This is a genomic window from Sulfitobacter sp. 15WGC (assembly GCF_005068605.1).
Classification (GTDB): domain Bacteria; phylum Pseudomonadota; class Alphaproteobacteria; order Rhodobacterales; family Rhodobacteraceae; genus Sulfitobacter; species Sulfitobacter faviae.
The window spans coordinates 47,634-71,489 of record NZ_SZNL01000017.1 but is presented as its reverse complement, the minus strand read 5'-3'; the positions used below and the strand labels follow the sequence as shown (position 1 = coordinate 71,489).

The window sequence follows — 23,856 nt, the reverse complement described above, 5'->3', positions numbered from 1 at the left end:
CCGCGCGGGGATTTGGTGGCCTTCACGAAGCAGAACAAGGGCCGCTTCCACATCGGTGTCATGCGGCTGGATGGCTCGGAAGAGCGTCTGCTGACCGCCTCCTTCCTCGATGAGGGTCCGACTTGGGCCCCCAATGGGCGGGTGATCATGTTCGCGCGCGAAACCCAAGGGGCGGGCGGGTCCTCCTCGCTCTATTCCGTCGATATTTCGGGGCGCAACCTCAAGCCTGTGCGCACGCCCGAAGGCGGCTCTGACCCCTCGTGGTCACCGCTGCAAGACTAAGGTTTCCCCATGCCACCCACGGGTGCGGGCAATTCCAATGATCCCGCGCCTGTGTTAATACCAGCAACGATAACGCCACCACATAGAAGGCAGACCCCATGAAACGCATTCTGACCAGCACGCTTTTGATTTCCGCATTGGCCGTGTCGGCCTGTACCAACCCTGACCGCTTTGGTGCCGATGGCATGGGCGGGGCAAATGCAGGGGCCGGGGTCAACGCCGGCGTGGTGCCGGGCAGCGCGAATGACCCGACCTCCACCGCCTATTTCCAGCAGGCCGTGGGCGACCGGGTGCTGTTCTTGGTCGACCAATCCACCCTGACCGACGAAGGCCGCGCCACGCTTGACGGGCAGGTCGCATGGCTTCAGGCCAATTCCGACTACCAAGCCGTGATCGAAGGCCATGCCGATGAGCAGGGCACCCGCGAATACAACATCGCCCTTGGCGGTCGCCGCGCCAACGCGGTGCGCGAATATATGATCTCGCGCGGGATCGCGGCCTCGCGGCTCAAGACCATCAGCTACGGCAAGGAGCGCCCGATCGAGATCTGCTCGGCCGAGGCGTGCTATGCCAAGAACCGCCGCGCGGTGACCGTGCTGGCTGGCGGCGCGCTGACCAGCTAATCGCGGCAACTGCCCAAGCAATGACCATTCCAAGGAGGCCGATGTGCTGAAGCGATATATCTTCGTGGCCGTGATGGGGCTGATGACCGCCCCTGCCGCGCTTATGGCGCAGGACAACGATCAAACGCTGGCGGATATTCGCCAGCAGTTGACCGTGCTCAACGTCGAGGTGCAAAAGCTGCGCCGCGAACTGTCGACCACCGGCGGCGCCTCGGTCGAGACCGGTGGCAATTCGGTGTTGGAGCGGGTCAGCACCATGGAGAGCGAGTTGCAGCGCCTCACCTCCAAGACCGAGGAGATGGAGAACCGCATCAACCGGATCGTCGCCGATGGCACCAACCGGATCGGCGATCTGGAATACCGTCTGGTCGAGCTTGAAGGCGGCGATCTGGGCGCTTTGGGTGAGACTTCGACCCTCGGCGGAGGGGAGGCGCCCGCCGTGGCGGCCCCCGCCGCCGAAGCGGGCCGTGAGGTGGTCGAAGTGACCCCCGGCAACGGCAATGCGGGCGCTTCCGGCGGCATCATCACCCCGATCAACGAAGCAGAGCTGGCGGTTAGCGAGAAGGCCGATTTCGAGCGGGCGCAGGAGGCGCTCGCATCGGGTGACTTTCGCAGCGCCGCCGATCTCTTTGCGTCCTTCAATACGACCTACCCCGGCGGTCCGCTAGCCGCCGAGGCCGAGATGCGCCGGGGCGAAGCCCTGACTGGTCTGGGCGACAACCGCGAAGCGGCGCGCGCCTATCTGGCGGCCTTCAGCACCGATCCCGAAGGGCCGGTGGCGCCGCGGTCGCTCTTCGAGCTGGGCCGCGCCCTTGGCGTGTTGGAGCAGACCCAAGAGGCCTGCGTGACCCTCTCGGAAGTCGCCGTGCGCTTCCCGAACGCCCCGCAGGTCAGCCAAGCCGAGGCGCAGCGCCAGACGCTGGGTTGTTCCTGACCGCAGATGACTGCTCCCGCCGCGACGGCTGATGCAGCGCTGACCGAGGGGTTGCTTTCGGGCTTGGGCGGCGCGCTGCCGCCCCGCCTTGGCGTCGCCGTCTCGGGCGGGGGCGATTCCATGGCCTTGCTGTCACTTCTGCATGGGATGGCGGTGGCAGCCGGTAGCCATCTTGAGACCGTGACCGTCGACCATGGGCTGCGCCTGGAAGCGGCGGAAGAGGCCGCCATGGTTGCGCGCCATGCTGCCCGACTGGGGCTGGCCCATGAAACCCTGCACTGGCGCGATTGGGACGGGCAGGGGAATCTTCAAAACGCCGCGCGGGAGGCGCGCTATCGCCTGATGGCCGATTGGGCCGCGCGGCGCGGGCTCCCCGTCGTGGCCCTTGGCCATACGGCGGACGATCAGGCCGAGACGGTGCTGATGCGCTTGGCGCGCCGGTCGGGGGTCGATGGGCTTGCGGCGATGGCGCCGCGCAGCGAAAGGTTCGGTGTCACATGGCTGCGCCCGCTGCTTTTCGCCCGGCGCGCGCCCCTGCGCGATCATCTGCGGCGGGCGGGGCTGCACTGGGTCGAAGACCCCAGCAACGATGACCCGCGCTATGCCCGGATCAGAACCCGTCAAAGCCTCGATGCCCTCGCGCCGCTTGGCATCGATGTAGAGACTTTGGCCGAGGTCGCGCGCAACATGGCCACCGCACGGGCGGCGTTGGACGCCCAAACCGACCGCGCCGCGGGCGATATCCTGCGTATCGAAGCGGGCGCGCAGGTGATGCAGGCCGATGCCTTTTTCGCCGAGCCGGAAGAGATCCGCCGCCGCCTGATGCTCCGCGCGCTCGGGCAGATCAACGGCGGCGCTTACCCCCCGCGCCGTGGCCCCGTGGCCGCCCTCATCGCGGGGCTGGCGGAAGGGCAGGCGGCCACGCTGGCGGGGTGTCAGGCGCTGCTCCGGCGCGGTGAAATCTGGGTCTTTCGTGAGTATAACGCGGTGCGCGATCTGCGCGTGCCTGCGGATCAGCTTTGGGACGGACGCTGGCGTGCGATCCCCCCCGAAGGGCAGCCCCCCGAGGCCGAATTGCGCGCGCTTGGCCCCGAGGGGCTGGCACAATGCCCCGATTGGCGCAGCCTTGGGCGACCCCGTGCCGCCTTGCTGTCGACCCCGGCCATCTGGCAGGGCCCGCGGCTGCTTGCCGCGCCCCTTGCCGGGCTGGACGAGAAATGGCATGTCCGGCGCGAAAGCGGCGCGGAATGGAACAAAACCGCGCCATTATCGCATTGAACATGAGCGCATCATGTCTATCTTAGTATGGTGGTTGCCCGAACGGGCGCCCCTTGGGTTGCGGGACTTGCCCGCGGCCATGTGAATTTAGGAGAATTCCCTTGGGAAATGTTCGTAACCTCGCCTTCTGGGTTGTCCTGATGTTGCTTGTGCTGGCGCTGTTCAACCTGTTCAGCGGGTCCAGCGGGTCGCTGCAAAACAACGAAGTCAGCTATTCCGAATTCGTCACCTCCGTACAGGATGGGGATGTCCGAAATGTGACATTGGATGGTGAGCAAGTGCGATTCCGCCAAGCGGATGGTGCCGACTACCTGACGATCAAACCCGGCGATGCCGAGCTGACCCAGCTTCTGATCGACAACGACATCCCCGTCAAAGCGCGCCCCCAGCAACAGTCCGGTTTCCAGACCTTCCTGATGTCGCTTTTGCCCATCGCGCTGCTGATCGGCGTGTGGATTTACTTCATGAACCGTATGCAGGGCGGCGGTAAGGGCGGGGCCATGGGCTTTGGCAAATCCAAGGCCAAGATGCTGACCGAAAAGCATGGTCGCGTGACCTTTGACGATGTGGCCGGCATCGACGAGGCCAAGGAAGAGCTGGAAGAGATCGTCGAATTCCTGCGCAACCCACAGAAATTCTCGCGCCTCGGCGGCAAGATCCCGAAAGGCGCGCTGCTGGTAGGCCCTCCGGGCACCGGTAAGACGCTGCTGGCCCGTGCGATTGCGGGTGAGGCGGGCGTGCCCTTCTTCACCATTTCGGGCTCCGACTTCGTCGAGATGTTCGTGGGTGTCGGTGCAAGCCGCGTGCGCGACATGTTCGAGCAGGCCAAAAAGAACGCGCCCTGTATCGTCTTCATCGACGAGATCGACGCCGTCGGTCGCCACCGTGGCGCAGGCTATGGCGGTGGCAACGATGAGCGTGAGCAGACCCTGAACCAGCTTCTGGTTGAGATGGACGGTTTCGAGAGCAACGAGGGTGTCATCATCCTCGCCGCGACCAACCGGCGCGACGTGCTCGACCCCGCACTGCTGCGTCCGGGCCGTTTCGACCGTCAGGTCACCGTGCCCAACCCCGACATCAAGGGCCGCGAGAAGATCCTTTCGGTCCATGCCCGCAAGACCCCGCTGGGGCCGGACGTCGACCTGCGCATCATCGCGCGTGGCACGCCGGGCTTTTCGGGCGCGGATCTGGCGAACCTCGTGAACGAGGCCGCGCTGATGGCCGCCCGTGTCGGGCGCCGTTTCGTCACCATGGTCGACTTCGAACAGGCCAAGGACAAGGTGATGATGGGCCCCGAACGCCGCTCGATGGTGATGACCGCCGAGCAGAAAGAGATGACTGCCTATCACGAAGCCGGTCACGCGCTGGTGGGCATGACGCTGCCCAAGTGCGACCCGGTCTACAAGGCCACGATCATCCCGCGCGGCGGCGCGCTCGGCATGGTGATGAGCCTGCCTGAGATCGACCGGCTGAACATGTTCAAGGACGAATGCCACCAGCGTCTGGCCATGGCCATGGCGGGCAAGGCGGCGGAAATCCACAAATACGGGCCGGACTCGGTCTCCAACGGCCCGGCGGGCGACATCCAACAAGCCTCTGCGCTGGCGCGTGCGATGGTGCTGCAATGGGGCATGTCGGATAAGGTCGGCAACATCGACTATTCCGAAGCCGCGCAGGGCTATCAGGGCAACACTGCGGGCTTCTCCGTCTCGGCCAACACTAAGGAGTTGGTCGAGAAAGAGGTGCAGCAGTTCATCCAAGACGGCTATGACCGCGCGATGAAGATCATCACCGAGAAAGAGGTGGAGTTCGAGCGTCTGGCCCAAGGTCTGCTGGAATATGAGACCCTGACCGGCGATGAGATCAAACGCGTCATGGACGGCCTGCCGCCGGCAGAGGACTCTGACGACGACAACTCCGACACCGGCAGCGCGCCGAGCGTCACCGCGATCCCCAAGGCGAAGGGCAAGAAAACCCCGCCGAAGGATGGGGGGATGGAACCTGAACCTTCGGTCTGATCCGACCTACGACATTTGAAAGACCCCGCTTCGGCGGGGTCTTTTCGTTTTCGGCACTCCCTCCGGTCGGGGCGGGAATTCCACTATCGCTTCACAGTCGCCATCGCGTTAGACAAGGACGGAATTCTGGAACAAGCCGGGTCTTATGCGACGCATCCTTTCTGCCCTCGCCCTTCTCCTCGCCTTCACCGCCGGACCGGTCTGGGCCGAGCCGCAGACCTATGCTGTCGCTTTAGGTGGGCGGCAGCTTGGGACCTTGCAGTTCAACGGGCAAAGCCGGAACGCGGCCTTCCTCTTGTCGCTGGACAACGCGCCCTTCGGCATCAAGAACGGCAGCTTCAAGGCGGTCACCCAGTCGAATGGCGCCGCGGTCAGCTATCTCGGGTCCAACCGGGGGAGCGAGACGCGCGATATCGCGATTGACCGGGCGGCGGGGCAGGTCACCTCGGTGGCGATCACCCCGGCTTCGGAAATGACGAAAATGTCGGAGGCCGGAGCGGTGCCTGCCGGTGTCCTTTTCCCGCCCGAGCTTTTCGCCGCCCTGGCCACCGGCAAAAGCTGCCCCCCGCCGCTGTCGCTCTACGATGGGCGCCGCGTGGTGCAGATCGCGACGCAGAGCAGCCGAGAGGAGGGGGCTTCGGTGTTCTGCGATATGTCCTACCGTGTCGTCATGGGGCCGGGCTATGTCTCGCCCTTTTATCTCAAATCCTTCGGGATGGCGCTTGTCTATACGGAGGGCACCCTTGCCAAAGCCTCACTAAGCGGGGGCGGTTTCAAGGTGCATCTGATCCGGAATTAGGCATAGGATGCCATAGCAAACCACGCCAAAGGACTCCCCCATGCCCGAACTGCGCAAGACAGACCATACCGCCCGGATCACTTGGCTGGGCATGGTCCCTCAGGACCGCGAAAACATTCGCTCGGTCGGGGTTGAGCAGGCCTTTGCGACCTATGCGGGCATCGAAGGGGATTTTCACGCAGGGCTGACCCGTCCAGCCTGCGTGCGCGTGCGCAACCTGCATGCCAAGGGGACGGAGATACGCAACACGCGTCAACTCTCCGTCCTCTCCGCCGAAGAGATGGCCGAGATCGCCGCCGCCATCGACCTGCCCACGCTCGACCCGACCCTGCTGGGCGCTTCGATCATCCTTGAAGGGATCCCAGATTTCACCCTCGTCCCGCCGGGGTCGCGGCTACAAAACGAGCATGGTACCACCTTGGTCGTGGATATCGAAAACGGCCCCTGCAACCTGCCTGCCCGTGAGATCGAGGTGGAGGCCCCGGGCCATGGCAAAACCTTCAAAGCCGCCGCCCAAGGCAAACGCGGCGTGACCGCATGGGTCGAGCGGGAGGGGCCGTTGAGCCTGGGCGACACGCTGCGGCTTTTCGTGCCGAACCAGCCGGTCTGGCCACATCTCGGCTAACCCCGCGCCGTTTCGCGAACTTTGAGTGTCGGAAACACGGCCCCCCGTCGGGGGCTTGTCGCGCTATGGCTAAAGAATAAAGATCGCCACCAACGGCAACAGGGGATTCTCATGGCTTTTAAAACCGACATTCAAATCGCCCGCGAAGCGGCGAAACGCCCTATTCAGGAGATCGGCGCGAAGCTGGGCATCTCAAGCGACGACCTGCTGCCCTATGGCCATGACAAGGCGAAGGTGAGCCAATCCTTCATCGATTCCGTGCAGGAGCGCGCGAACGGCAAGCTGATCCTCGTCACCGCGATCAACCCAACCCCGGCGGGGGAGGGCAAGACCACCACCACCGTGGGCCTCGGCGACGGGCTGAACCGGATCGGCAAAAAGGCGGCGGTCTGCATCCGCGAAGCCTCGCTCGGGCCGAACTTCGGGATGAAGGGGGGCGCTGCGGGCGGCGGCTATGCCCAAGTGGTGCCGATGGAAGAGATGAACCTGCATTTCACCGGCGATTTCCACGCCATCACCAGCGCCCACAACCTGCTGGCGGCGATGATCGACAATCACATCTACTGGGGCAACGAGTTGGAGATCGACACCCGCCGCGTCACATGGCGCCGGGTGGTCGACATGAACGACCGCGCCCTGCGCCAGATCACCGCCTCCTTGGGCGGTGTGCCCAACGGTTTCCCGCGCGAGACGGGCTTTGACATCACTGTAGCCTCCGAGGTGATGGCGATCCTCTGTCTGGCCAAGAACCTTACCGATCTGCAAGAGCGCCTTGGCGCAATGATCGTCGCTTACCGCCGCGACCGCAGCCCGGTCTATGCCCGCGACATCAAGGCGGATGGGGCGATGACAGTGCTCTTGAAGGACGCGATGCAGCCGAACCTCGTGCAGACGTTGGAGAACAACCCCGCCTTCGTCCACGGCGGGCCTTTCGCCAATATCGCCCACGGTTGCAACTCGGTCATCGCTACGACAACGGCGTTGAAACTGGCAGATTATGTGGTGACAGAGGCAGGCTTTGGCGCCGATCTCGGGGCCGAGAAATTCATGAACATCAAATGCCGCAAGGCGGGGCTGGCGCCTTCGGTGGTGGTCGTCGTCGCCACGGTGCGCGCGATGAAGATGAACGGCGGCGTCGCGAAAGCCGACCTGGGGACCGAGAATGTCGAGGCCGTGCAACAGGGTTGTGCTAACCTTGGCCGCCACATCGAAAACGTGAAATCCTTTGGCGTGCCCGTGGTGGTGGCGATCAACCATTTCGTCACCGATACCGACGCCGAAGTGGCGGCTGTGAAGGACTATGTCGCGGCCCAAGGGGCTGAGGCAATCCTCTCGCGCCACTGGGAGTTGGGCTCGGAAGGCTCCGCCGATCTGGCCACCCGCGTGGCCGAGATCGCCGATGGCGATCACGCGAATTTCGCCCCGCTCTATGCCGACGAGATGCCGCTGTTCGAAAAGATCGAGACCATCGCCAAACGCGTCTACCGCGCCGATGAGGTGCTGGCCGACCAAAAGGTGCGCAACCAGTTGAAAGATTGGGAGGCGCAGGGCTACGGTACTCTGCCGGTCTGCATGGCCAAGACCCAGTATAGTTTCTCAACCGATCCCGACCTGCGCGGCGCGCCCACCGGTTTCAGCGTCCCCATCCGCGAGGTGCGCCTTTCGGCAGGGGCGGGTTTCGTCGTCGTCATCTGCGGTGAGATCATGACCATGCCGGGCCTGCCGCGGGTGCCTTCTGCCGAGGCAATCAAGCTCAACGCCGATGGCGATGTGGAGGGATTGTTCTAAGGCGGGTTGCAATGGCCCGCCGTCGCGGTGATGTAGAGCGTGTTCAACCTGCAGCGAGCGAAAGTGAGACGGATATGGCAGCGACAATCATCGATGGCAAAGCCTTTGCAGCAACGGTGCGTGAGAAAGTCGCGGGCCATGTCGACCGGCTGAAGACGGATCACGGCGTCACCCCCGGCCTCGCCGTGGTGCTGGTCGGCGAAGACCCGGCAAGCCAAGTCTACGTCCGCTCCAAGGGCAAGATGACCCGCGAGGTCGGCATGAAATCGGTCGAACACAAGCTGCCCGCGACCGTCGATCAGGGCGAGTTGCTCAAGCTGATCGACGCATTGAACAACGACCCCGAGATCCACGGCATCCTCGTGCAACTGCCGCTGCCGGATCATCTGGACGAAACCCGCGTGGTCAACGCCGTCTCGCCCGCCAAGGACGTGGACGGTTTTCACATCTCCAACGTCGGCCTGCTGGGCACGGGGCAGAAAAGCATGGTGCCCTGCACCCCGCTGGGCTGCCTGATGATGCTGCGGGACCACCATGGCGATCTGACCGGGATGAACGCGGTGGTCATTGGCCGTTCCAGCATCGTCGGCAAACCGATGGCGCAGCTGCTCTTGGGCGATAACTGCACCGTGACCATCGCGCATAGCCGCACCCGCGATCTGCCCGAAGTGGTGCGCCGTGCCGATATCGTGGTCGCTGCCGTTGGCCGCCCCGAGATGGTGCCCGGCGATTGGATCAAAGAGGGTGCCACGGTGATCGACGTGGGCATCAACCGGATCGAGACCGGCGAGAAAACCAAACTGGTCGGCGACGTGGATTTCGACAGCGCCAGCGAGCGTGCAGGGGCCATCACCCCCGTGCCCGGCGGGGTCGGGCCGATGACCATCGCCTGCCTGCTGGCCAATACGGTCACCGCCTGCTGCCGCGCCAATGGGTTGGCAGAACCCGAAGGGCTGACCGCCTAAGCGCCTGGCACAGGCACGATGGTGCCTTGCAGGATGGCGATGAGCTTGGCCGCGCCATCCGTTTCCGCATGCACCTCTGCCGTGACCACACAAAGCCGCCGGCCCGGTTTGACCACCCGGCCCGTGGCAATCAGCCTGTCTCCCCGTGCGGGGGCCAAAAGGTTGATCTTGATCTCCGAGGTCACGACATCGACCTCCGGCGGCAACATGCTTAAAGCTGCGTAGCCCGCCGCGGAATCGCCAATGGAAAAGGTCAGCCCCGCATGGCCAAAACCCTGCTGCTGCATCGCGCCGGGCAGGACCGGCGCCGCAACCTTGACCAGACCCGACTGCACATCGATGATCTCGGCCGCCAAGGTCTGCATCATGGTCTGCTTGGCAAAACTTTCCCGCACCCGGCGTTCAATCTGATCATCCATCATCGCTTCTTTCCGGGCATGGGGATCGCCACAGGCTGCGGCCCCGTCAGCACCGCGCAGGCCTCCGGCCCCATTAAATCACAAAGCACCCGCGACTGGCTGCGCAGCCCGCCGGTATAGGTGCCATATGCAGGCAGGATCAGCCGCTTGCTGTCAAACAAAAACGCCGGACGCGAGATGCTGCGGCCCCGCGCGCGGATCGATGCCTTGGGGTGATAATGCCCTGACACCTCGCCGCAGGCCCCCTTCGCCGCGATATGCCGAAAAGTCAGCGGGCCGAGCGCCAACTCACCCAAATGGGTACCACCCAGCCCAACCGGACCCGGATCATGATTGCCTTCGATCCAATCCCACCGCCGCCCGGCCTGCAGACCAAGAATCCAAAGCCGCTCTTCCTCTGGCAGCGCCTGTGCCGCGCCGAGGTCATCGAAACTATCGCCAAGGCAGATCACATGCCGCGCCTGCGTGAAAGACAGGTCGGCCGCTAACCGGTTCAACGTATCGCGCGTCTCATAAGGCGGCAGCGCCGACCCGCCGCGCCGCGCGATCCGTTCCGACTTGCCCAAGTGAAGGTCGCTCACGCAGAGCAAATCCCTTTCGCGCCACCAAAGCGCGCCAGAGCCAAGCGCGGTCAGCGCGGCTCCAGCGAATGAAAACTCAAGTCCGTTCATCCTTTGTTCATCTGAGATCGCCGCTGATTTGGCAAGGGCCAAACGCGAAGGTAGCGCATGCAGAATAGGGCAGCGCAGAGGTATTTAAGAAAGGATGAATTGCAGAAAGCGCGCCCCGCGATCGGGTGGTCACCGGACCGGAGACGCGCCTTCATCCTTTGCGGTCATCGGCTCCTCAGCCTGTACCGCGAGAGGAAGATGCGCCACCTTGGTTAAAGAACCCTTAATCATCTTCATCCTTTTTCAAATACCTTGCAGAACCTCTCTGCCCGCGAAACGCCAATGTTCAACGACCGTCCCGCCAGAGTGGCTGATCCGACGGCGGCGGGGTGAGTTGCGCGAGGCCAGACGCCTCCATCAAACGTTCCGCCTCTTCCGCCAACAGGCGATCCTGCCCCGCGCCTTCGACCGGCACGCGGCCCATTTCGAGAAACAGCGGCGCGGCTAGGGGGCTTACGCGGGAGAGCTTGCGATGGGTGATCCGCCCGGCGATCCGCCCGAGCATTTCTTCGATTCTGCCGAAATCCACCAATCCGCTCAGGGCTTCTTCGCGGGTGATGTCGAGCATCAGGTGGTCCGGTTCATAGCGTTGCAGCGTGTCGTAGAGGATATCGCTGGAAAAGGTCGTTTGCCGTCCGGATTTGCGCGCCTGCGGGCTGTTGCGCTCGATCAGTCCGGCGATGGTGGCGGCGGCGCGAAACGTGCGTTTCATCACGGCATTGCCAGCGAGCCAACTGTCGAGCCCTTCGTGCAGCACCGTCGGATCAAGCAGCGGTGCCGGATCATCGACGGGGGAGAGCCCCCAGATCAGCGTGGCATAGTCCGTCGCGACGAAGCCCAAGGGGCGTAGACCAAGGTCTTCCATGCGTTTGGTGAGCAGAAGGCCGAGCGTTTGTTGGCCGTTACGTCCGGCGAAGCCGTAGAACACCGTCTGTTCGGCAAAGTCATGGGGGAAGCTTTCCACCAGCAGCGTGCCGGGCTGCGGCAGTTGGCTGACCTCGCGTTGCAGGCTGAGCCATTCGGCGGTGTGGAGCGGCAGTTCGGGCCAGCTGTCTTGGGTGAACATTTGTTGCACACGGGCCGAGAGTTGGGTGGAGGTGGCGAATTTCGTACCGCCGAAAGTGGCCACTTTCGGCTTTTTCGCGGCATTTCGGCTGACCTCCACCACGGTTTCGCGCAGCCCTTCGTAGCGCACGATTTGCCCGCCGATCAGGAAGGTATCGCCTTTGGTTAGCGTGGCGGCAAAGCCTTCTTCGATTTCGCCCAGGGGTTTGCCGCCGCGGTTGCGTTTCATGCGGACCTTGAGCTTGTCGGTGTCCTGAATGGTGCCGATGTTCATGCGGATGCGTTGCGCGGCGCGGGGGTCACGCAGTTGCCATTGCCCGTCGGGGCGTTGCAGCAGCCTTTGCCAGCGGTCATAGGCGCGCAGCGCGTAGCCCCCCGTGGCGCAGAAATCCAAGCAGGCGTCGAAGGCGGCGCGCGACAGGTTGGCATAGGCCCCGGCGGTGCGGATTTGGGCAAAGAGGTCCTCGGCGTCGAAAGGCCCGGCGCAGGCGGTGATGAGGATGTGTTGGCAGAGCACGTCGCGCGGGCCGTCCCCCCGTGGGTCGCCGTCGAGCGCGCCTTCGAGCACCGCCTCTAGTGCCGCCACGCATTCCACCACTTCGAAGCGGTTGGCGGGGACCAGAAGCGCCTTCGACGGCGCGTTGTAGCGGTGGTTGGCGCGGCCGATGCGCTGGACCAGACGTTTCACGTTCTTCGGCGCGCCGATCTGGATGATGAGGTCCACGTCGCCCCAGTCGATCCCGAGGTCGAGCGTGCCGGTGCAGACGATGGCGCGCAAATCGCCGCGTACCATCGCCGCCTCGACCTTTTCGCGCTGCGCGCGGTCGAGGCTGCCGTGGTGGATGGCGATGGGCAGGGCGTCCTCGTTGGCGAGCCAGAGCTTGTGGAAGAAGATCTCGGCCTGCGCGCGGGTGTTGTGGAAAATCAGCGTCGTCTTGTGTTGGCGCACCTGCTCCAGCACCGCGGGGATCGCATAGGCGGCGCCGCCGCCGGCCCAGGGCGGGGCCTCCTCGGTGCGCAGCATCTGGATGTCGGGGGCGGGGCCGGGATCGGCCAAGAGCACTTCGCAGGGGTCGGGGTGGCAAGCCATCAGGTGGGCGATGGCCGCGGGGTCTTCGACGGTGGCCGAGAGGCCCACGCGTTTCAGGTCAGGGCAGAGGGCTTGCAGCCGGGTCAGCGCCAGCATCAGCTGGTCGCCGCGTTTGCTTTCGGCCAGCGCGTGGATCTCGTCGATCACCACGCGTTTGAGGCCGCGAAAGGTGCGCGCGGCGTCCTCATAGGAGGTCAGCAGGGCGAGGCTTTCGGGCGTGGTCAGCAGGATATGCGGCGGGTCGGCGCGTTGGCGGCGGCGGCGCGACTGCGAGGTGTCGCCCGTGCGGTCCTCGATGCGGATCGGCAGGCGCATCTCCTCGACCGGGCGGGTGAGGTTGCGTTTGATGTCCGCGGCCAGCGCCTTAAGCGGCGAGATGTAGAGCGTGTGCATCCCCTCGTGATCATGCTCGGCCAGATCGACGAGGGTTGGCAGGAAACCGGCCAGCGTTTTACCGCCGCCTGTGGGGGCGATGAGCAGCAGGGCGTGGGCCTCGGCACGGTCCAGCATCTCTTGCTGGTGCGGGTGCAAAGACCAGCCGTTCTGGGCGAACCAATCGGCGAATTTGGGGGGTAGGGCGCGCATGCACCCAATGTAGTATCGGCAGGGCGCGGTGCCAGCGGCAGCGGCTATTTAACGATCACCTCATCGCGAACGAACATATTGGCCCATGCCCGGTCCACCAGATCGGGGTTCATCTGATAGGGGATGCCTTCGAAATCGCAGATCGCGATCATCTGGTCGATCAGGAAATTCGGCTGATAATTCGCATAGACATTGTCGATGGTGGGGTATTTCACCTTGAGCAGATGAACCAGCGTCGCCTCGTCCAGCGGCATGCCGCGTTTGCGGGCGACCATGGCAAAGATCTTGAGGAAGTTCTCTTGGTCCGGCCCGTCGATCTTGATCTTGAAAAAGATACGCCGCAGGGCGGCTTGGTCGAAAATCTCATTCGGGTGGAAGTTGGTAGAGAAGATCACCAGCGTATCAAAAGGCACCTCGAATTTCTCGCCCGATTGCAGGGCGAGGATGTCTTTGCTTTCCTCCAGCGGCACGATCCAGCGGTTGATGATGCTTTGCGGCGGCTCTTTCTGGCGGCCAAGGTCGTCGACGATGAAGATGCCGCCCGTGGCCTTGAGCTGCAGCGGCGCCTGATAGGTCCGCGCCGTGGGGTTGTAAACGAGATCGAGCATATCGAGCGACAGCTCGCCGCCGGTGATGACGGTGGGGCGTTCGCAGCAGACATAGCGGGCGTCATAGCGCGTGATCCGGCGCAGGGAGGTGGGGTCTTGCACCTCGGCCTCGGCGGCGGAATGGACGATCGGGTCATAGACGGTAATGACTTGGCCTGCGTATTCGATGGCGCGGGGGACATAGACCCGATCGCCAAGCGCGTCGCGTATGCCGTTGGAAATGCTGGATTTACCGTTTCCCGGCGGGCCGTACATCAGGATCGACCGCCCGGCAGAGACGGCGGGGCCGAGGTGATCCAGCAGGCTGTCGGGCAGCACCAAATGGCCCATGGCCCCGGTTAACTGGTCACGGGTGATTTGCAGATTGCGCACGGATTGGCGTTTGACCTGCTCGCGGTAAACCTCAAGCGGGACGGGCATGGCGCCGAAATATTCCGACTGCGCCAGCGCATCCAATGCGCGCGCCTTGCCTGCATCGGTCAACTGGTAGCCCATCTCATTGCCGCTGGTGGCGCTGAGCGTGCCGGTGGCTTCGATCAGGCGCTGGCTGCGGGCTTGATCCACCATCTCCTGCGTGACCGGGATCGGCAGGCAGAGCGCTTGGGCCAGTTCGCTGACCATCTCGACGTTCTTGCGAAAGATGGTTTTCAAAAGGATATCGCGCATCATCACGATGGGCAGTTTCATATCCTCCAACCGCTTGGGGGGCGGCGGGGCAAGCACGGTGCTGGTCGGGGCGTTCATCAACGGCTTCCTTGGAAAGTCATGCGGCGGTGCGGCTTGTCGGTCAGACTGGAGGGTAAATCTTGAATATGGCGTGAATGTGGACGCATTTGCGCGCTGAAAAAGAGTTTGCAGCGGGGCGGTCAGCCCCCGAAGAGCGCCCCCAAGATCAGATAAAGCCCCAGCGTGGTGCCAAGGGCGAGGCCCATGGGGAATTTCTTGGTTTCCTGCCAGCTCTGCCAATCGGGGGCGAGGCGGCGCAGGGGGGTGTATTTCACCCCGCGGTGCGTGGCGGCGGCGGCGAGAAGGGTGGCCATAAATAGCATCATTAAGAGGCGTAGATCGCCCCATGCGATATAGGGCGCGGCGGCGGCGGCGAATTTTGCGTCACCGGCCCCCATGACCCCGGCGGCGTTCAGGACGATGCCGACCACCAGCACCACGACAAGGCTCAGCAGGCGCCAGAGATAGGTGTCAAAGGGCAGCAGAAACAGCCCCAGCAACACAAAGATCGCGGTCAGCACCAAGACCGCCTGATTGGTAATGCGCATCTGCTTCATGTCGGTGAAGGCGACATAGAAGCAGATCGGCAGGACGAAGGGCAGAAACCACAGGGCCGCCGTGGCAGAGATCGCCATGGATCAGCCGTTTTCCAATGCGCGCAGAGAGCGGACGGCGGCTTCGAAATGCTGGGGGTGCGTGTCGATCGCTTCGCGCAGCAGACCCTTGCCGGTTTCCACATCGCCGCGTTTGATCGCCGAGAGGGCCATCGTGTGCAAAAGCTGGGCGCGCTCAGATTGCTCCATCGGCATGACGGGCAGGGTGTAGTCGCGCTGCGCGGCGCGGGCCATGATCAGGTTGTTCTTGGCGGTGAAAAGCGTGTTGTCCTGACGGATCGCCTCGCCGAACAGTCGCTCGGCCTCAGCATAATCGCCGCGGGTCAGCTTTGAGTAGCCCCAGTTGTTCATCACGGCGGCGGGGGTGGTGGTCAGGCCGACGGCGATTTCGTAAAAGCTGTCGGCGCGGTCCCACTGTTCCTTGCTGTCGGCGACCATGGCCTCGAGCCGGTAGCGGGCAAAGGTCTCATGAGTGGGGGGGGATGCCGTTGAGCACCGTCTCGGCCCGCGCCCAGTTGCCCGAGCGGATCAGCGCATCGGCCAGTTGCACGCGGTCTTCGGGGGTGGCGCCCTCCATCTTGGTGACCTTGTCCCATTCGGTCACGGCCTCGGTCGTGCGTTTGGCGCGGACCAGTGACGCGGCAAGCCCGCGCTGGTGGTCGATGCGGTCGGGGCTTTCCTTGACCGAACGCGCGAAATAGCTCACCGCCTCATTCGGGTCGGCCACTGTCAGCATCACGTCGGAGAGGTTGGTCTCATCCACCACGTTGACGTCCTTGAAAGCCCGTTCAACGGTGGCGTTCGCGTCTTTTTCACCGCAGCCAGCAAGGGCGGTGACGCCTGCCATGCAGACGGCCAGAATGATTGGATGGCGCATTTTGCGTCCTCTTACTGCTCTGCCGGGTTATGGTGTCGGACGGATCAGGTAATCCCCGCTGCCGCGCCGCACCAATTTGTAATTATCCTCATTGACTTCTGTTATAACAGATTTCTCCGTTTTTGCGAGTGCCAAGCGCAGATTGTCCCGAATTGCGTCACTTTCGCCATTGTCGAGCGCATAGGCTTTGCGGAAAATCTGCTCGGCTTCGGCGGTCTGGCCGCTTTCCATCAGCACGACGCCAAGGTTGTTCCAGACTTCCGGCTCGGCGGCGTCTTTCTCAACGGCGCGGCGCAGCAGGGTTTCGGCTTGTCCCAAACGCCCGAGCCCGAGGTTGGCGCTGCCGAGGGCCGAGAGGATTTCCCCGGTCAGCCCATGCTCCAGCGCGGCGCGGTTGAAGGATTTGATGGCCAATTCATATTGCCCCGCCGCGATGAGCCTATGGCCCACTTCGATCCCATCAACCGCCTCGGCCCGTTGGTTCACGCCGGGGGCATAGAGGTTTTCGGGTGTCTGATCCCCGCGCAACGCGGAAAAGCCGCCTGTCGAACAGGCGGCCAGAGCAAGGCCCAAGATCGGCCCGGTGAAAACGGCGCGGAGAAGGCTGCGCCGAATTTTGCCCGTCATTAATTCCCTACCTGACCCAGTTGCGAGATGCCATGTGCCGAGGGGCCGATCAGAATGATCAGCAGCGGCGGCACGGTGAGGCCCATAGTGGCAAGGGTCATCTTGGTTGGCAACTTGTTTGCCGCTTCCTCGGCCCGCATCACACGTTTGTCGCGCATCTCGGCGGCATAGACGCGCAGGGCGTCGGCGATGGAGGTGCCGAAGGCCGCCGATTGGATCAGCACGGTCACGAAAGAGGAGACATCCTGCACGCCGCAACGCTCGCCCATGTCGTTGAGCACCGATACCTTGTCCTTACCGGCTTTCATCTCATAGGCGACCATCTCGAACTCTTCGGAGAGGGCGCGGTAGGAGGCGCGCAGCTCGCGGGCCACGCGGACGATGCATTGGTCCAGCGATTGCCCGGCTTCGACGCAGACCAGCATCATATCCAGCGCGTCGGGGAAGCCCCGGGTGATCTCTTCTTTGCGGGAATCGACCCGGCGGCGGACCCAGTATTTCGGCAGGTAGTAACCAATGGCGCCGGGGCCGATGGCCCACATCATGGTCTGCTGCGTGGTCAGCCCTTCGCCGCCGCCCAAGACATTGGTATAGACCAGACCGCCGACCAGCCCGAGCATCCCAAGGGCGAATTGCGCAAAGTAATAAAGCCGCACCGCATCGCGCGATCGATAGCCCGCTTGGCGCAGCATCAACTGTTTGGCGCTGAGTTCGGCCACGTCCTCGGGCTCAAGAAACTTGGCGAATTTCTGCAACTGCGCGTTTTGATCCGATTGGCGCAGCTTTTCGCGCGAACTGTCGCCCGTCGGGGCAGAACTGGTGCGTTTGAGCTTGGTCAGCGGGTCTTCGGGCTGGCGCAGCATCAAGACCAGCGTGATCGCCACCAAGGCGACGCCCAAAGTGCCGATGATGATGATCAGCCCCATCGGCCCCAAGGCTTGGTTGATCTGATCGTTAAGCTGATTGAAAAATTCCATCACCGGCCTCTCAGACTTTGATATTGGTAAGGATGCGCATCACGAAAAGGTTCAGCACAAGGAAAATCCCCACAAGGAAACAGGCGGGAATGAAATAGGGGTGATCGCGCACCTCGTCATAGTAATGCGGATCGCCGAGGTTGATCACCACCAGCGCGGCCAGCGGGAAGCCCGACAGGAACTTACCCGACCATTTCGCCTCGGCCGTGATCGCTTTGACACGGCGGAACAGGCGGAAACGGGCGCGGATCACCTTGGCCAGACCGGCGAGGATCTCGGCCAAGTTGCCGCCCGATTGCTGCTGAATGGTCACGGCGACGGCGAGAAAGCGCAAATCCTGCATGTCGAGCCGTTCGGCCATATCTTTCAGCGCCTCGCCCAGATCGCGGCCATAGGCGGCCTCATCGGCGATCACGCCGAATTCCGAGGCGAGCGGGTCTTGGATTTCCTTCGACACGATGGAGATCGCGTTGGAGAAAGGGTGCCCCACCCGCAGGCTGCGCACCATCAGCTCCACCGCATCGGGAAGCTGTTCTTCGATCATCGCCATGCGTTTGCTGGCCTTATGCGACACCCAGAAGAACACCGCGCCCACGCCCATGCCGATGGAGATAAGCGCGCGCACCGACACGGATGTATCGGTGCCGATGGTCAGCCCCAGAAATGCCAAAGCGGCCAACCCGGCCATGATCATCAACAACTGCTGCGGCGTGAAGGCAATCGCGGCCTTCTGCGCACGTTCTGACAGCAGAGAGTAGAGCGGGATCGACTTGGCGTTCATATGCTGCTGCATTTCCTTGCGCAGCTTATCGAGCACCTCTTCGCGGCGGGCGCCTTTCTCCAGCATCTCAAGGCGGCGGTTCACGCGGCTGTTGAGGCTGATGGATTTGCCGAATGCGACAAGGTACAGCCCCTCGACCAGCACCAGAACGCCGATGAAGATCAGGCCATAGATGATTGGTTCGGCACTCATTGCATCAATCCTTACTGGGCCGCCACGGGTTCGTAGATCGAGGCGGGCAGGTCATAGCCCCACATGCGGAACCGCTCAGAGAAGTGGCTGCGCACGCCGGTGGCGGTGAAATGGCCGATGATCTTGTTCTCAGGCGTCAGGCCGACGCGCTGGAAGCGGAAGATCTCTTGCATCGAGATGACCTCGCCCTCCATGCCCGTGATCTCGGTGATCGAGGTCATTCGGCGCGAGCCGTCTTGCAAGCGGCTGGCCTGCACGATCAGGTTCACAGCCGAGGAAATCTGGCTGCGCATCGCTTTCAGCGGCATTTCGATCCCGGCCATGGCAATCATGTTTTCCAGACGGCTGATGCCATCGCGGGCCGAGTTGGCGTGAATCGTGGTCATGGAACCGTCGTGGCCGGTGTTCATCGCCTGCAACATGTCGATGACCTCTTCGCCGCGTGTCTCGCCGACGATGATGCGGTCGGGGCGCATCCGAAGGGCGTTTTTCAGACAGTCGCGGGGGGAGACTTCGCCCTTGCCTTCGACGTTGGGCGGGCGGCTTTCCATCCGGCCCACATGGGTCTGTTGCAGTTGCAATTCGGCGGTGTCTTCGATGGTCAGAATGCGTTCGGCATTGTCGATGAAAGACGACAGCGCGTTGAGCGTGGTGGTCTTACCCGAGCCCGTACCGCCCGACACGATGATGTTGAGACGCGTGGCCACGGCGGCCTGCAAATAGGCGGCCATCTCTTCCGAGAAGGCGCCGAAGTTCACCAGATCGTCGATGCCCAGCTTGTCTTTCTTGAACTTACGAATGGACACGAGCGAGCCATCGACGGCCACCGGGGGCACCATGGCGTTGAAACGCGAGCCGTCTTTGAGACGCGCGTCAACGTAAGGGTTGCTTTCGTCCACCCGACGCCCCACCGCCGAGACGATCTTGTCGATGATCCGCAGCAGGTGTTTTTCGTCTTTGAAGGTGATGTCGGTCAATTGCAGCTTGCCGTCGCGTTCGACGAAAATCTGCTGCGGGCCGTTCACCAGAATATCATTGACGCTGTCGTCTTTCAGCAGCGTCTCTAGGGGGCCAAGACCGGTGACCTCGTCATAAAGCTCGGAGTTCAGCGTCATGCGGTCTTCGCGGTTGAGCACGATGCTCTTTTCCGAAAGGATCTCAACGGCGATATCGTTGATTTCCTGCCGCAAATCAGCTTCCGAGGCATGTTCCAGCGCGGCGAGGTTGAGGTTGTCCAAAAGCGCGCGGTGCAATTCGAGTTTGATCTCACTCATCCGCTGCTTGCGCTTGACCTCACGGTCCTCGGGGGAGACGGCGGCGGGCTTGACCGCGCGGCGCATTGAAACCGGTTTGGCCGCCGGCGCGGGCGCAGGCGCCGCGGGGGCGGGCTGGGCGGCTTTGGCTGGCTTGGCCTCACGCGCCGGCGCGGGGGCGGCGGCTTTCGGGCTGGCAGAGGCTGGTTTCTTGTATTTCGAGAACATCGGTACGCTCTTTCGCTAGGGGGCTCAGGCGGCTTTGGCCTGCTCGCCCTTGAGATCGTGGATGGAGCTTGCCAGTTTGGCGATTTCGCGGCGCAGCGGGCTTTTCGGCGCGGAATTGGCCAGCGGCAGCCCGTGGTCATTGGCCTGCGTCACCGCCTTGCCGCCATCGGGCATCTGCACGTCGATCGAAATGCTCAACGATTCGGCCATGCGCTTGACCCGGCTCTTGGCGCTGAGATCGGTGAATTTCGGCGCGCGGTTCATCACATAGCGCAGCTTTTCAAAGGGCAGTTCCTCGGATTGCAGTGCCCGTTTGAAGCGCAGCGCGTTCTGGGCCGAGCGCATGTCGAGTTCCAGCATGGCAAAGTAGACATGCGCGCTGGTCAGCACCGTTTCGGACCATTGTACCAGCGTCGAGGGCATGTCGACGATGACATAGTCGAACTGGTTGCGGGCCATGTTGAGGATGCGGTCGATATCTTCGTTGGTCACGATGTCGAGCGGCAGCATCTCTGCCGGGGCGGTCAGCACATGCAGCTTGTCCTCAAAGGTTTGCAGCGCTTGGCCAAAGATCTCTTCGTCCATGGATTCCGTGTCGGACATCATCTCATAGACCGCCTCGCGACGTTGCAGATCAAGGAAAGTCGCGACCGAGCCATATTGCAGGTCGAAATCCAGCAGGCAGACCGAGGGCGGGTTTTTCTTGTCGGCATTCGCCAGTTCCCAAGCGAGGTTCACGGCAAGGGTCGTGGCCCCGGTGCCGCCAGCCAAACCATGCACCACGATCAGTGCGCCATCCTTTTGCGCACCGGCCTTCAACTGCGGCGTGCTGCTGTCGGCTGCGGGGGCAGGGGGGGCGTTCTCTCCGGCGCGGACGCGGGCGATGGCCTGGGCCAATTCGCCTTCGGGCAGCGGATAGGGGACGAATTCATCGGCCCCCTGCCGCAGCAGCGAATGCAACGCGGCGGGGGTCATGTCTTCGGCGATCAGGATCACCCGGATGTTGCGCGCCTTGGCCTGCGTGATGATTTCACTCATCAAAACGAGGTTGTCCTCGTCGGTCTCATCCATGGCGAGGGCGACGAATTCCATCGCCTCGGCTTCGGGTTGGCTGAAGAATGCCAGCGCCTCGGCGAATCCCAGATCGCCCCAGCTTTCGCCCAAAGTGGCTTCCATATCTTCGATCAAGAGGTCGAAGTTCTGTACATCACGGCTGATTGTGCAGGCAACGATCGGCGCTGCTTCGGGTTGTGGCATAGTGCTGCTCATGACCTTTTGTCCTTTACATCAACGGTTTGGCCGGAGGGCGGCGATATTCTGTCGCTGCGAACGCTCTGACCTCTGCCTCATGCGCGGCTCTTGAGCCGGGCACATTTATCCTTCTGCGTCGAATATCACCCCCAACTGGGGCGAGATTGGGGCCAAAAAGCCTCTATTGTTGGGTATCTTGAAACGATACGTCCATTCGCGCCCGATTGGACATGGCTTTTCAGAGACGAAAACCCCCGCGACCCAAAGGCGCGGGGGGATATTATCCATGCGAAAGAAGGGCTTACCTTTACTCCCCGCCGCCACCTGCTTCGGTGGCACCGGAGCTTAGCTGAGAGGGGGGCACGGCGCTGGCTACATATTCGCGGTAGATGATCTGCGCATATTTGCCGTCCAGCAGCATCGGGTGGCCCTGGACGAAGCCGCTGACCTCGGTCACCGTGCGCCGGTTGCGGCGCTCGCGGCCCTGGGTCACGATCAGCGGCTGCGTTTCGCCAAAGGAAACAACGGCTTCCAAACGGCTGGGGCTGATTCCCAAGGTCGAGAGATAGCGCACCACGGCCTGCGCCCGGCGCAGCCCCAAGGCGCGGTTATAGGCCTGCGAGCCGACCAGATCGGTGTGACCATAGACGCGGAAGCGAATCTCGGGGAATTGGCGAATCCAGCTGGCCTGCTGGCGCAGGATGGCTTTCGCATTCGCGTCCAGTCGGGCCGAGTTGAAGGCGAAGGTGACGGTCGAGCGGACTTCGTTAGAGAAACGGTTCGCCAGATCAAAGGTCACACGCTTTTCGCCGGTCATGACTTGGCGGTTGTGCAGCGTAGCATTGCCGAATTGGCCGGTGTCCACGATCGACCCCGCCTCGCGGTAGAACTGCGTATAGACCGGATCGTTGCTGGGCGCGCAGGCGGCGAGCCCGGCAAGGGCCGCGGTGCCAGCGATCAACGTGATATGTCTGCGTGTCATCGGATCAATCCAGTACATAACCGTAGGAACCGCGGAAGTCCTGCTTGGCCACTTCGCCCGCAGCACCGCGGCTCGGGGTGCGGGTGCCATCCGCCGTGCGCCCGTGCAGGAACAGGTCTTTTTCAGAGGGCGGTTTGATGCGGTCCGTGGGCAGGGCCAGCGCTTCGCCTCGGGTCGGGGTGACCAGATGGGCGGTGACGATGATGACCAATTCGGTCTGGCTGCGCTGGTAATCCGCCGAACGGAACAGTGCGCCCAACACCGGCACATCGCCGATCCACGGCAGTTGCCGCGTGCTGTCGGTGAAATCGTCGGTCAAAAGGCCCGCGATGGCAAAGCTTTCACCGTCACGCATCTCGACCGTGGTCGAGGTCTCGCGGCGGGTGAAGGCGGAAATCTCGATGCCGTTGCCCAATGAAATGCTGTTGCTTGCGTCGATGGCCGAAACGGCGGCGTTCATCTCAAGGTTGATGATATCCTTGTCCACGACGCGCGGAATAAAGGCGAGTTCTACGCCGAAGGGTTTGAACTCCACCGACACCGTATCACTGGTTTGGGCGACTGGGATCGGGTACTCGCCCCCGGCGAGGAACTTGGCCTCTTGCCCTGAAAGCGCCACGAGGTTCGGCTCTGCCAAGAACCGGACCACGCCCTTTTCTTCCAATGCTTCCAACAGGATGCCCACTTGGGTAGAGCCTGCGTTGAAGCCGAAAAGCACCGCGCCTGCGTTCTGGTTCGCCGATGGGATCGACCCGCCAAGCGAGGTCGCGACCCCGCCTGACGTATTGGTGCTGCCAGTGCCCGCGCTGAAATCGGAGCCGCCGTTGATTGCCAGCGAAGAGCCGAGCGATTTCGACACGTTGCGCTGCATCTCGGCAAAACGGACCTTCATCATGACCTGCTGGATGCCGCCCACGCTCATCAGGTTGCTGACCCGTTCGGGAGCATAGCGTTCGGCCAGATCGAGCGCGCGTTGCAGCCGTTGTGTGGAAGAGACAATGCCCGACAGCACGATACCGTCATTAGCGGTGCGCACTTCGATCTTCTCACCCGGCAGGATTTGACGCAGCCGTTCTTTGAATTCAGAGACATCCGCCGCGACGCGGACATCGACATTGGTGATCAACTGCCCTGCCGCGTCGAGCAGCGTGAGCGTGGTCAGCCCCGGCGATTTGCCCAACACATAGATCGTGCGGTCAGACAGGGAGGAGATATCCGCGATGCCGGGGTTGGCGATGCTGAGTTCCGCGAAGGGAATGTCGCTTTCCACCACCACGGCGCGGTTCATCGGGACGTCGAGGCTGGAATTGGTGCCGCGTTTGACAACGCGCAGCGTGTCGGCGCCAGCTGAACTGGGCAGGGTCAATGCCATCGGCATTGCGCCCAGTGTCAGCCCCAGAAGGGCCGCTTTAAGAAATCTATCGATTTTCATGTGACCTGCCTTTTTGATCACGCCTCGGGATGGGTCTTTTTGCCCTCGTTTGGCAACACTCTGCGGCAATTCCAAATTTATTGCAAGAATCAAGCTCTTCGCGGGCGCTGTGCATGTGGGCTATGCGCAACATAGCTGCAAAAATGAAAGACGCCGCAGGGGGGGT

Annotated in this window: 20 protein-coding genes and 2 pseudogenes; 9 read left to right on the top strand and 13 right to left on the bottom strand. The window is 62.9% G+C overall.

All coding sequences use genetic code 11. The annotated features are described in order from the left end of the window. From FCK22_RS14285 to folD, 9 genes and pseudogenes are all read left to right on the top strand, one after another. Positions 1–282, top strand: a pseudogene (locus FCK22_RS14285) (PD40 domain-containing protein); the annotation flags it as partial. 98 nt (positions 283–380) lie between these two features. Next, on the top strand, positions 381–905 hold the full coding sequence (gene pal, locus FCK22_RS14280) for a peptidoglycan-associated lipoprotein Pal (RefSeq protein WP_067262930.1): 525 nt from the start codon (positions 381–383) through the stop codon (positions 903–905). A gap of 73 nt (positions 906–978) precedes the next feature. Next, positions 979–1,839, top strand: coding sequence for a tol-pal system protein YbgF (ybgF, locus tag FCK22_RS14275; protein ID WP_067262935.1), 861 nt, complete (start codon positions 979–981; stop codon positions 1,837–1,839). Between the two features lie 6 nt (positions 1,840–1,845). Then, a complete protein-coding gene (tilS, locus tag FCK22_RS14270; RefSeq protein WP_082852001.1) occupies positions 1,846–3,117 on the top strand; it encodes a tRNA lysidine(34) synthetase TilS in 1,272 nt (423 codons plus the stop codon). Between the two features lie 101 nt (positions 3,118–3,218). Further along, positions 3,219–5,135, top strand: a complete 1,917-nt coding sequence (gene ftsH, locus FCK22_RS14265; RefSeq protein WP_067262909.1) for an ATP-dependent zinc metalloprotease FtsH — start codon at positions 3,219–3,221, stop codon at positions 5,133–5,135. Positions 5,136–5,280: 145 nt separating this feature from the next. Beyond that, the gene (locus FCK22_RS14260; RefSeq protein WP_067262906.1) at positions 5,281–5,934 is read left to right on the top strand and encodes a hypothetical protein; all 654 of its coding nucleotides are present in this window, start codon (positions 5,281–5,283) and stop codon (positions 5,932–5,934) included. Positions 5,935–5,974: 40 nt separating this feature from the next. After that, positions 5,975–6,559, top strand: coding sequence for a sulfurase (locus FCK22_RS14255; protein WP_067262903.1), 585 nt, complete (start codon positions 5,975–5,977; stop codon positions 6,557–6,559). A gap of 111 nt (positions 6,560–6,670) precedes the next feature. Further along, positions 6,671–8,347, top strand: coding sequence for a formate--tetrahydrofolate ligase (locus tag FCK22_RS14250; protein ID WP_136720519.1), 1,677 nt, complete (start codon positions 6,671–6,673; stop codon positions 8,345–8,347). 74 nt (positions 8,348–8,421) lie between these two features. Beyond that, complete coding sequence (folD, locus tag FCK22_RS14245) at positions 8,422–9,312, top strand: bifunctional methylenetetrahydrofolate dehydrogenase/methenyltetrahydrofolate cyclohydrolase FolD (RefSeq protein ID WP_067267428.1); 891 nt, start codon at positions 8,422–8,424, stop codon at positions 9,310–9,312. Here folD and FCK22_RS14240 read toward each other — a convergent pair. The 13 genes and pseudogenes from FCK22_RS14240 to FCK22_RS14180 all read right to left on the bottom strand — a co-directional run bounded on the left by FCK22_RS14240 (position 9,309) and on the right by FCK22_RS14180 (position 23,690). Beyond that, positions 9,309–9,731 carry a PaaI family thioesterase gene (locus FCK22_RS14240; RefSeq protein WP_067267426.1) on the bottom strand — a complete coding sequence of 141 codons (423 nt, stop codon included), beginning with the start codon at positions 9,729–9,731 and terminating at the stop codon, positions 9,309–9,311. The genes folD and FCK22_RS14240 overlap by 4 nt on opposite strands. After that, positions 9,731–10,402 (bottom strand): ligase-associated DNA damage response endonuclease PdeM, encoded by a 672-nt coding sequence (gene pdeM / locus FCK22_RS14235; RefSeq protein WP_067267424.1) that lies wholly within the window; start codon positions 10,400–10,402, stop codon positions 9,731–9,733. The genes FCK22_RS14240 and pdeM overlap by 1 nt, the downstream gene beginning before the upstream one ends. 286 nt (positions 10,403–10,688) lie before the next feature. Further along, positions 10,689–13,142: a ligase-associated DNA damage response DEXH box helicase gene (locus FCK22_RS14230; RefSeq protein ID WP_067267423.1), complete on the bottom strand. Its 2,454-nt coding sequence runs from the start codon at positions 13,140–13,142 to the stop codon at positions 10,689–10,691. 44 nt (positions 13,143–13,186) lie between these two features. Beyond that, positions 13,187–14,494: an ATP-binding protein gene (locus FCK22_RS14225; protein WP_067267421.1), complete on the bottom strand. Its 1,308-nt coding sequence runs from the start codon at positions 14,492–14,494 to the stop codon at positions 13,187–13,189. 122 nt (positions 14,495–14,616) lie between these two features. Beyond that, positions 14,617–15,111 carry a prepilin peptidase gene (locus FCK22_RS14220; protein WP_067267419.1) on the bottom strand — a complete coding sequence of 165 codons (495 nt, stop codon included), beginning with the start codon at positions 15,109–15,111 and terminating at the stop codon, positions 14,617–14,619. Positions 15,112–15,114: 3 nt separating this feature from the next. Beyond that, positions 15,115–15,967, bottom strand: a pseudogene (locus tag FCK22_RS14215) (tetratricopeptide repeat protein). A gap of 27 nt (positions 15,968–15,994) precedes the next feature. Next, on the bottom strand, positions 15,995–16,594 hold the full coding sequence (locus tag FCK22_RS14210) for a tetratricopeptide repeat protein (protein ID WP_197471002.1): 600 nt from the start codon (positions 16,592–16,594) through the stop codon (positions 15,995–15,997). Then, positions 16,594–17,571 carry a type II secretion system F family protein gene (locus FCK22_RS14205; protein ID WP_169306092.1) on the bottom strand — a complete coding sequence of 326 codons (978 nt, stop codon included), beginning with the start codon at positions 17,569–17,571 and terminating at the stop codon, positions 16,594–16,596. The genes FCK22_RS14210 and FCK22_RS14205 overlap by 1 nt, the downstream gene beginning before the upstream one ends. Before the next feature lie 10 nt (positions 17,572–17,581). Next, positions 17,582–18,544 (bottom strand): type II secretion system F family protein, encoded by a 963-nt coding sequence (locus FCK22_RS14200; protein ID WP_067267416.1) that lies wholly within the window; start codon positions 18,542–18,544, stop codon positions 17,582–17,584. A gap of 11 nt (positions 18,545–18,555) precedes the next feature. Then, positions 18,556–20,025: a CpaF family protein gene (locus FCK22_RS14195; RefSeq protein WP_136720518.1), complete on the bottom strand. Its 1,470-nt coding sequence runs from the start codon at positions 20,023–20,025 to the stop codon at positions 18,556–18,558. 24 nt (positions 20,026–20,049) lie between these two features. Beyond that, positions 20,050–21,294, bottom strand: a complete 1,245-nt coding sequence (locus tag FCK22_RS14190; RefSeq protein ID WP_067267247.1) for an AAA family ATPase — start codon at positions 21,292–21,294, stop codon at positions 20,050–20,052. Positions 21,295–21,583: 289 nt separating this feature from the next. Then, the gene (locus tag FCK22_RS14185; RefSeq protein WP_231886422.1) at positions 21,584–22,258 is read right to left on the bottom strand and encodes an OmpA family protein; all 675 of its coding nucleotides are present in this window, start codon (positions 22,256–22,258) and stop codon (positions 21,584–21,586) included. 4 nt (positions 22,259–22,262) lie between these two features. Continuing rightward, positions 22,263–23,690, bottom strand: a complete 1,428-nt coding sequence (locus FCK22_RS14180; RefSeq protein WP_067267251.1) for a type II and III secretion system protein family protein — start codon at positions 23,688–23,690, stop codon at positions 22,263–22,265. Between the last annotated feature and the right edge of the window lie 166 nt (positions 23,691–23,856).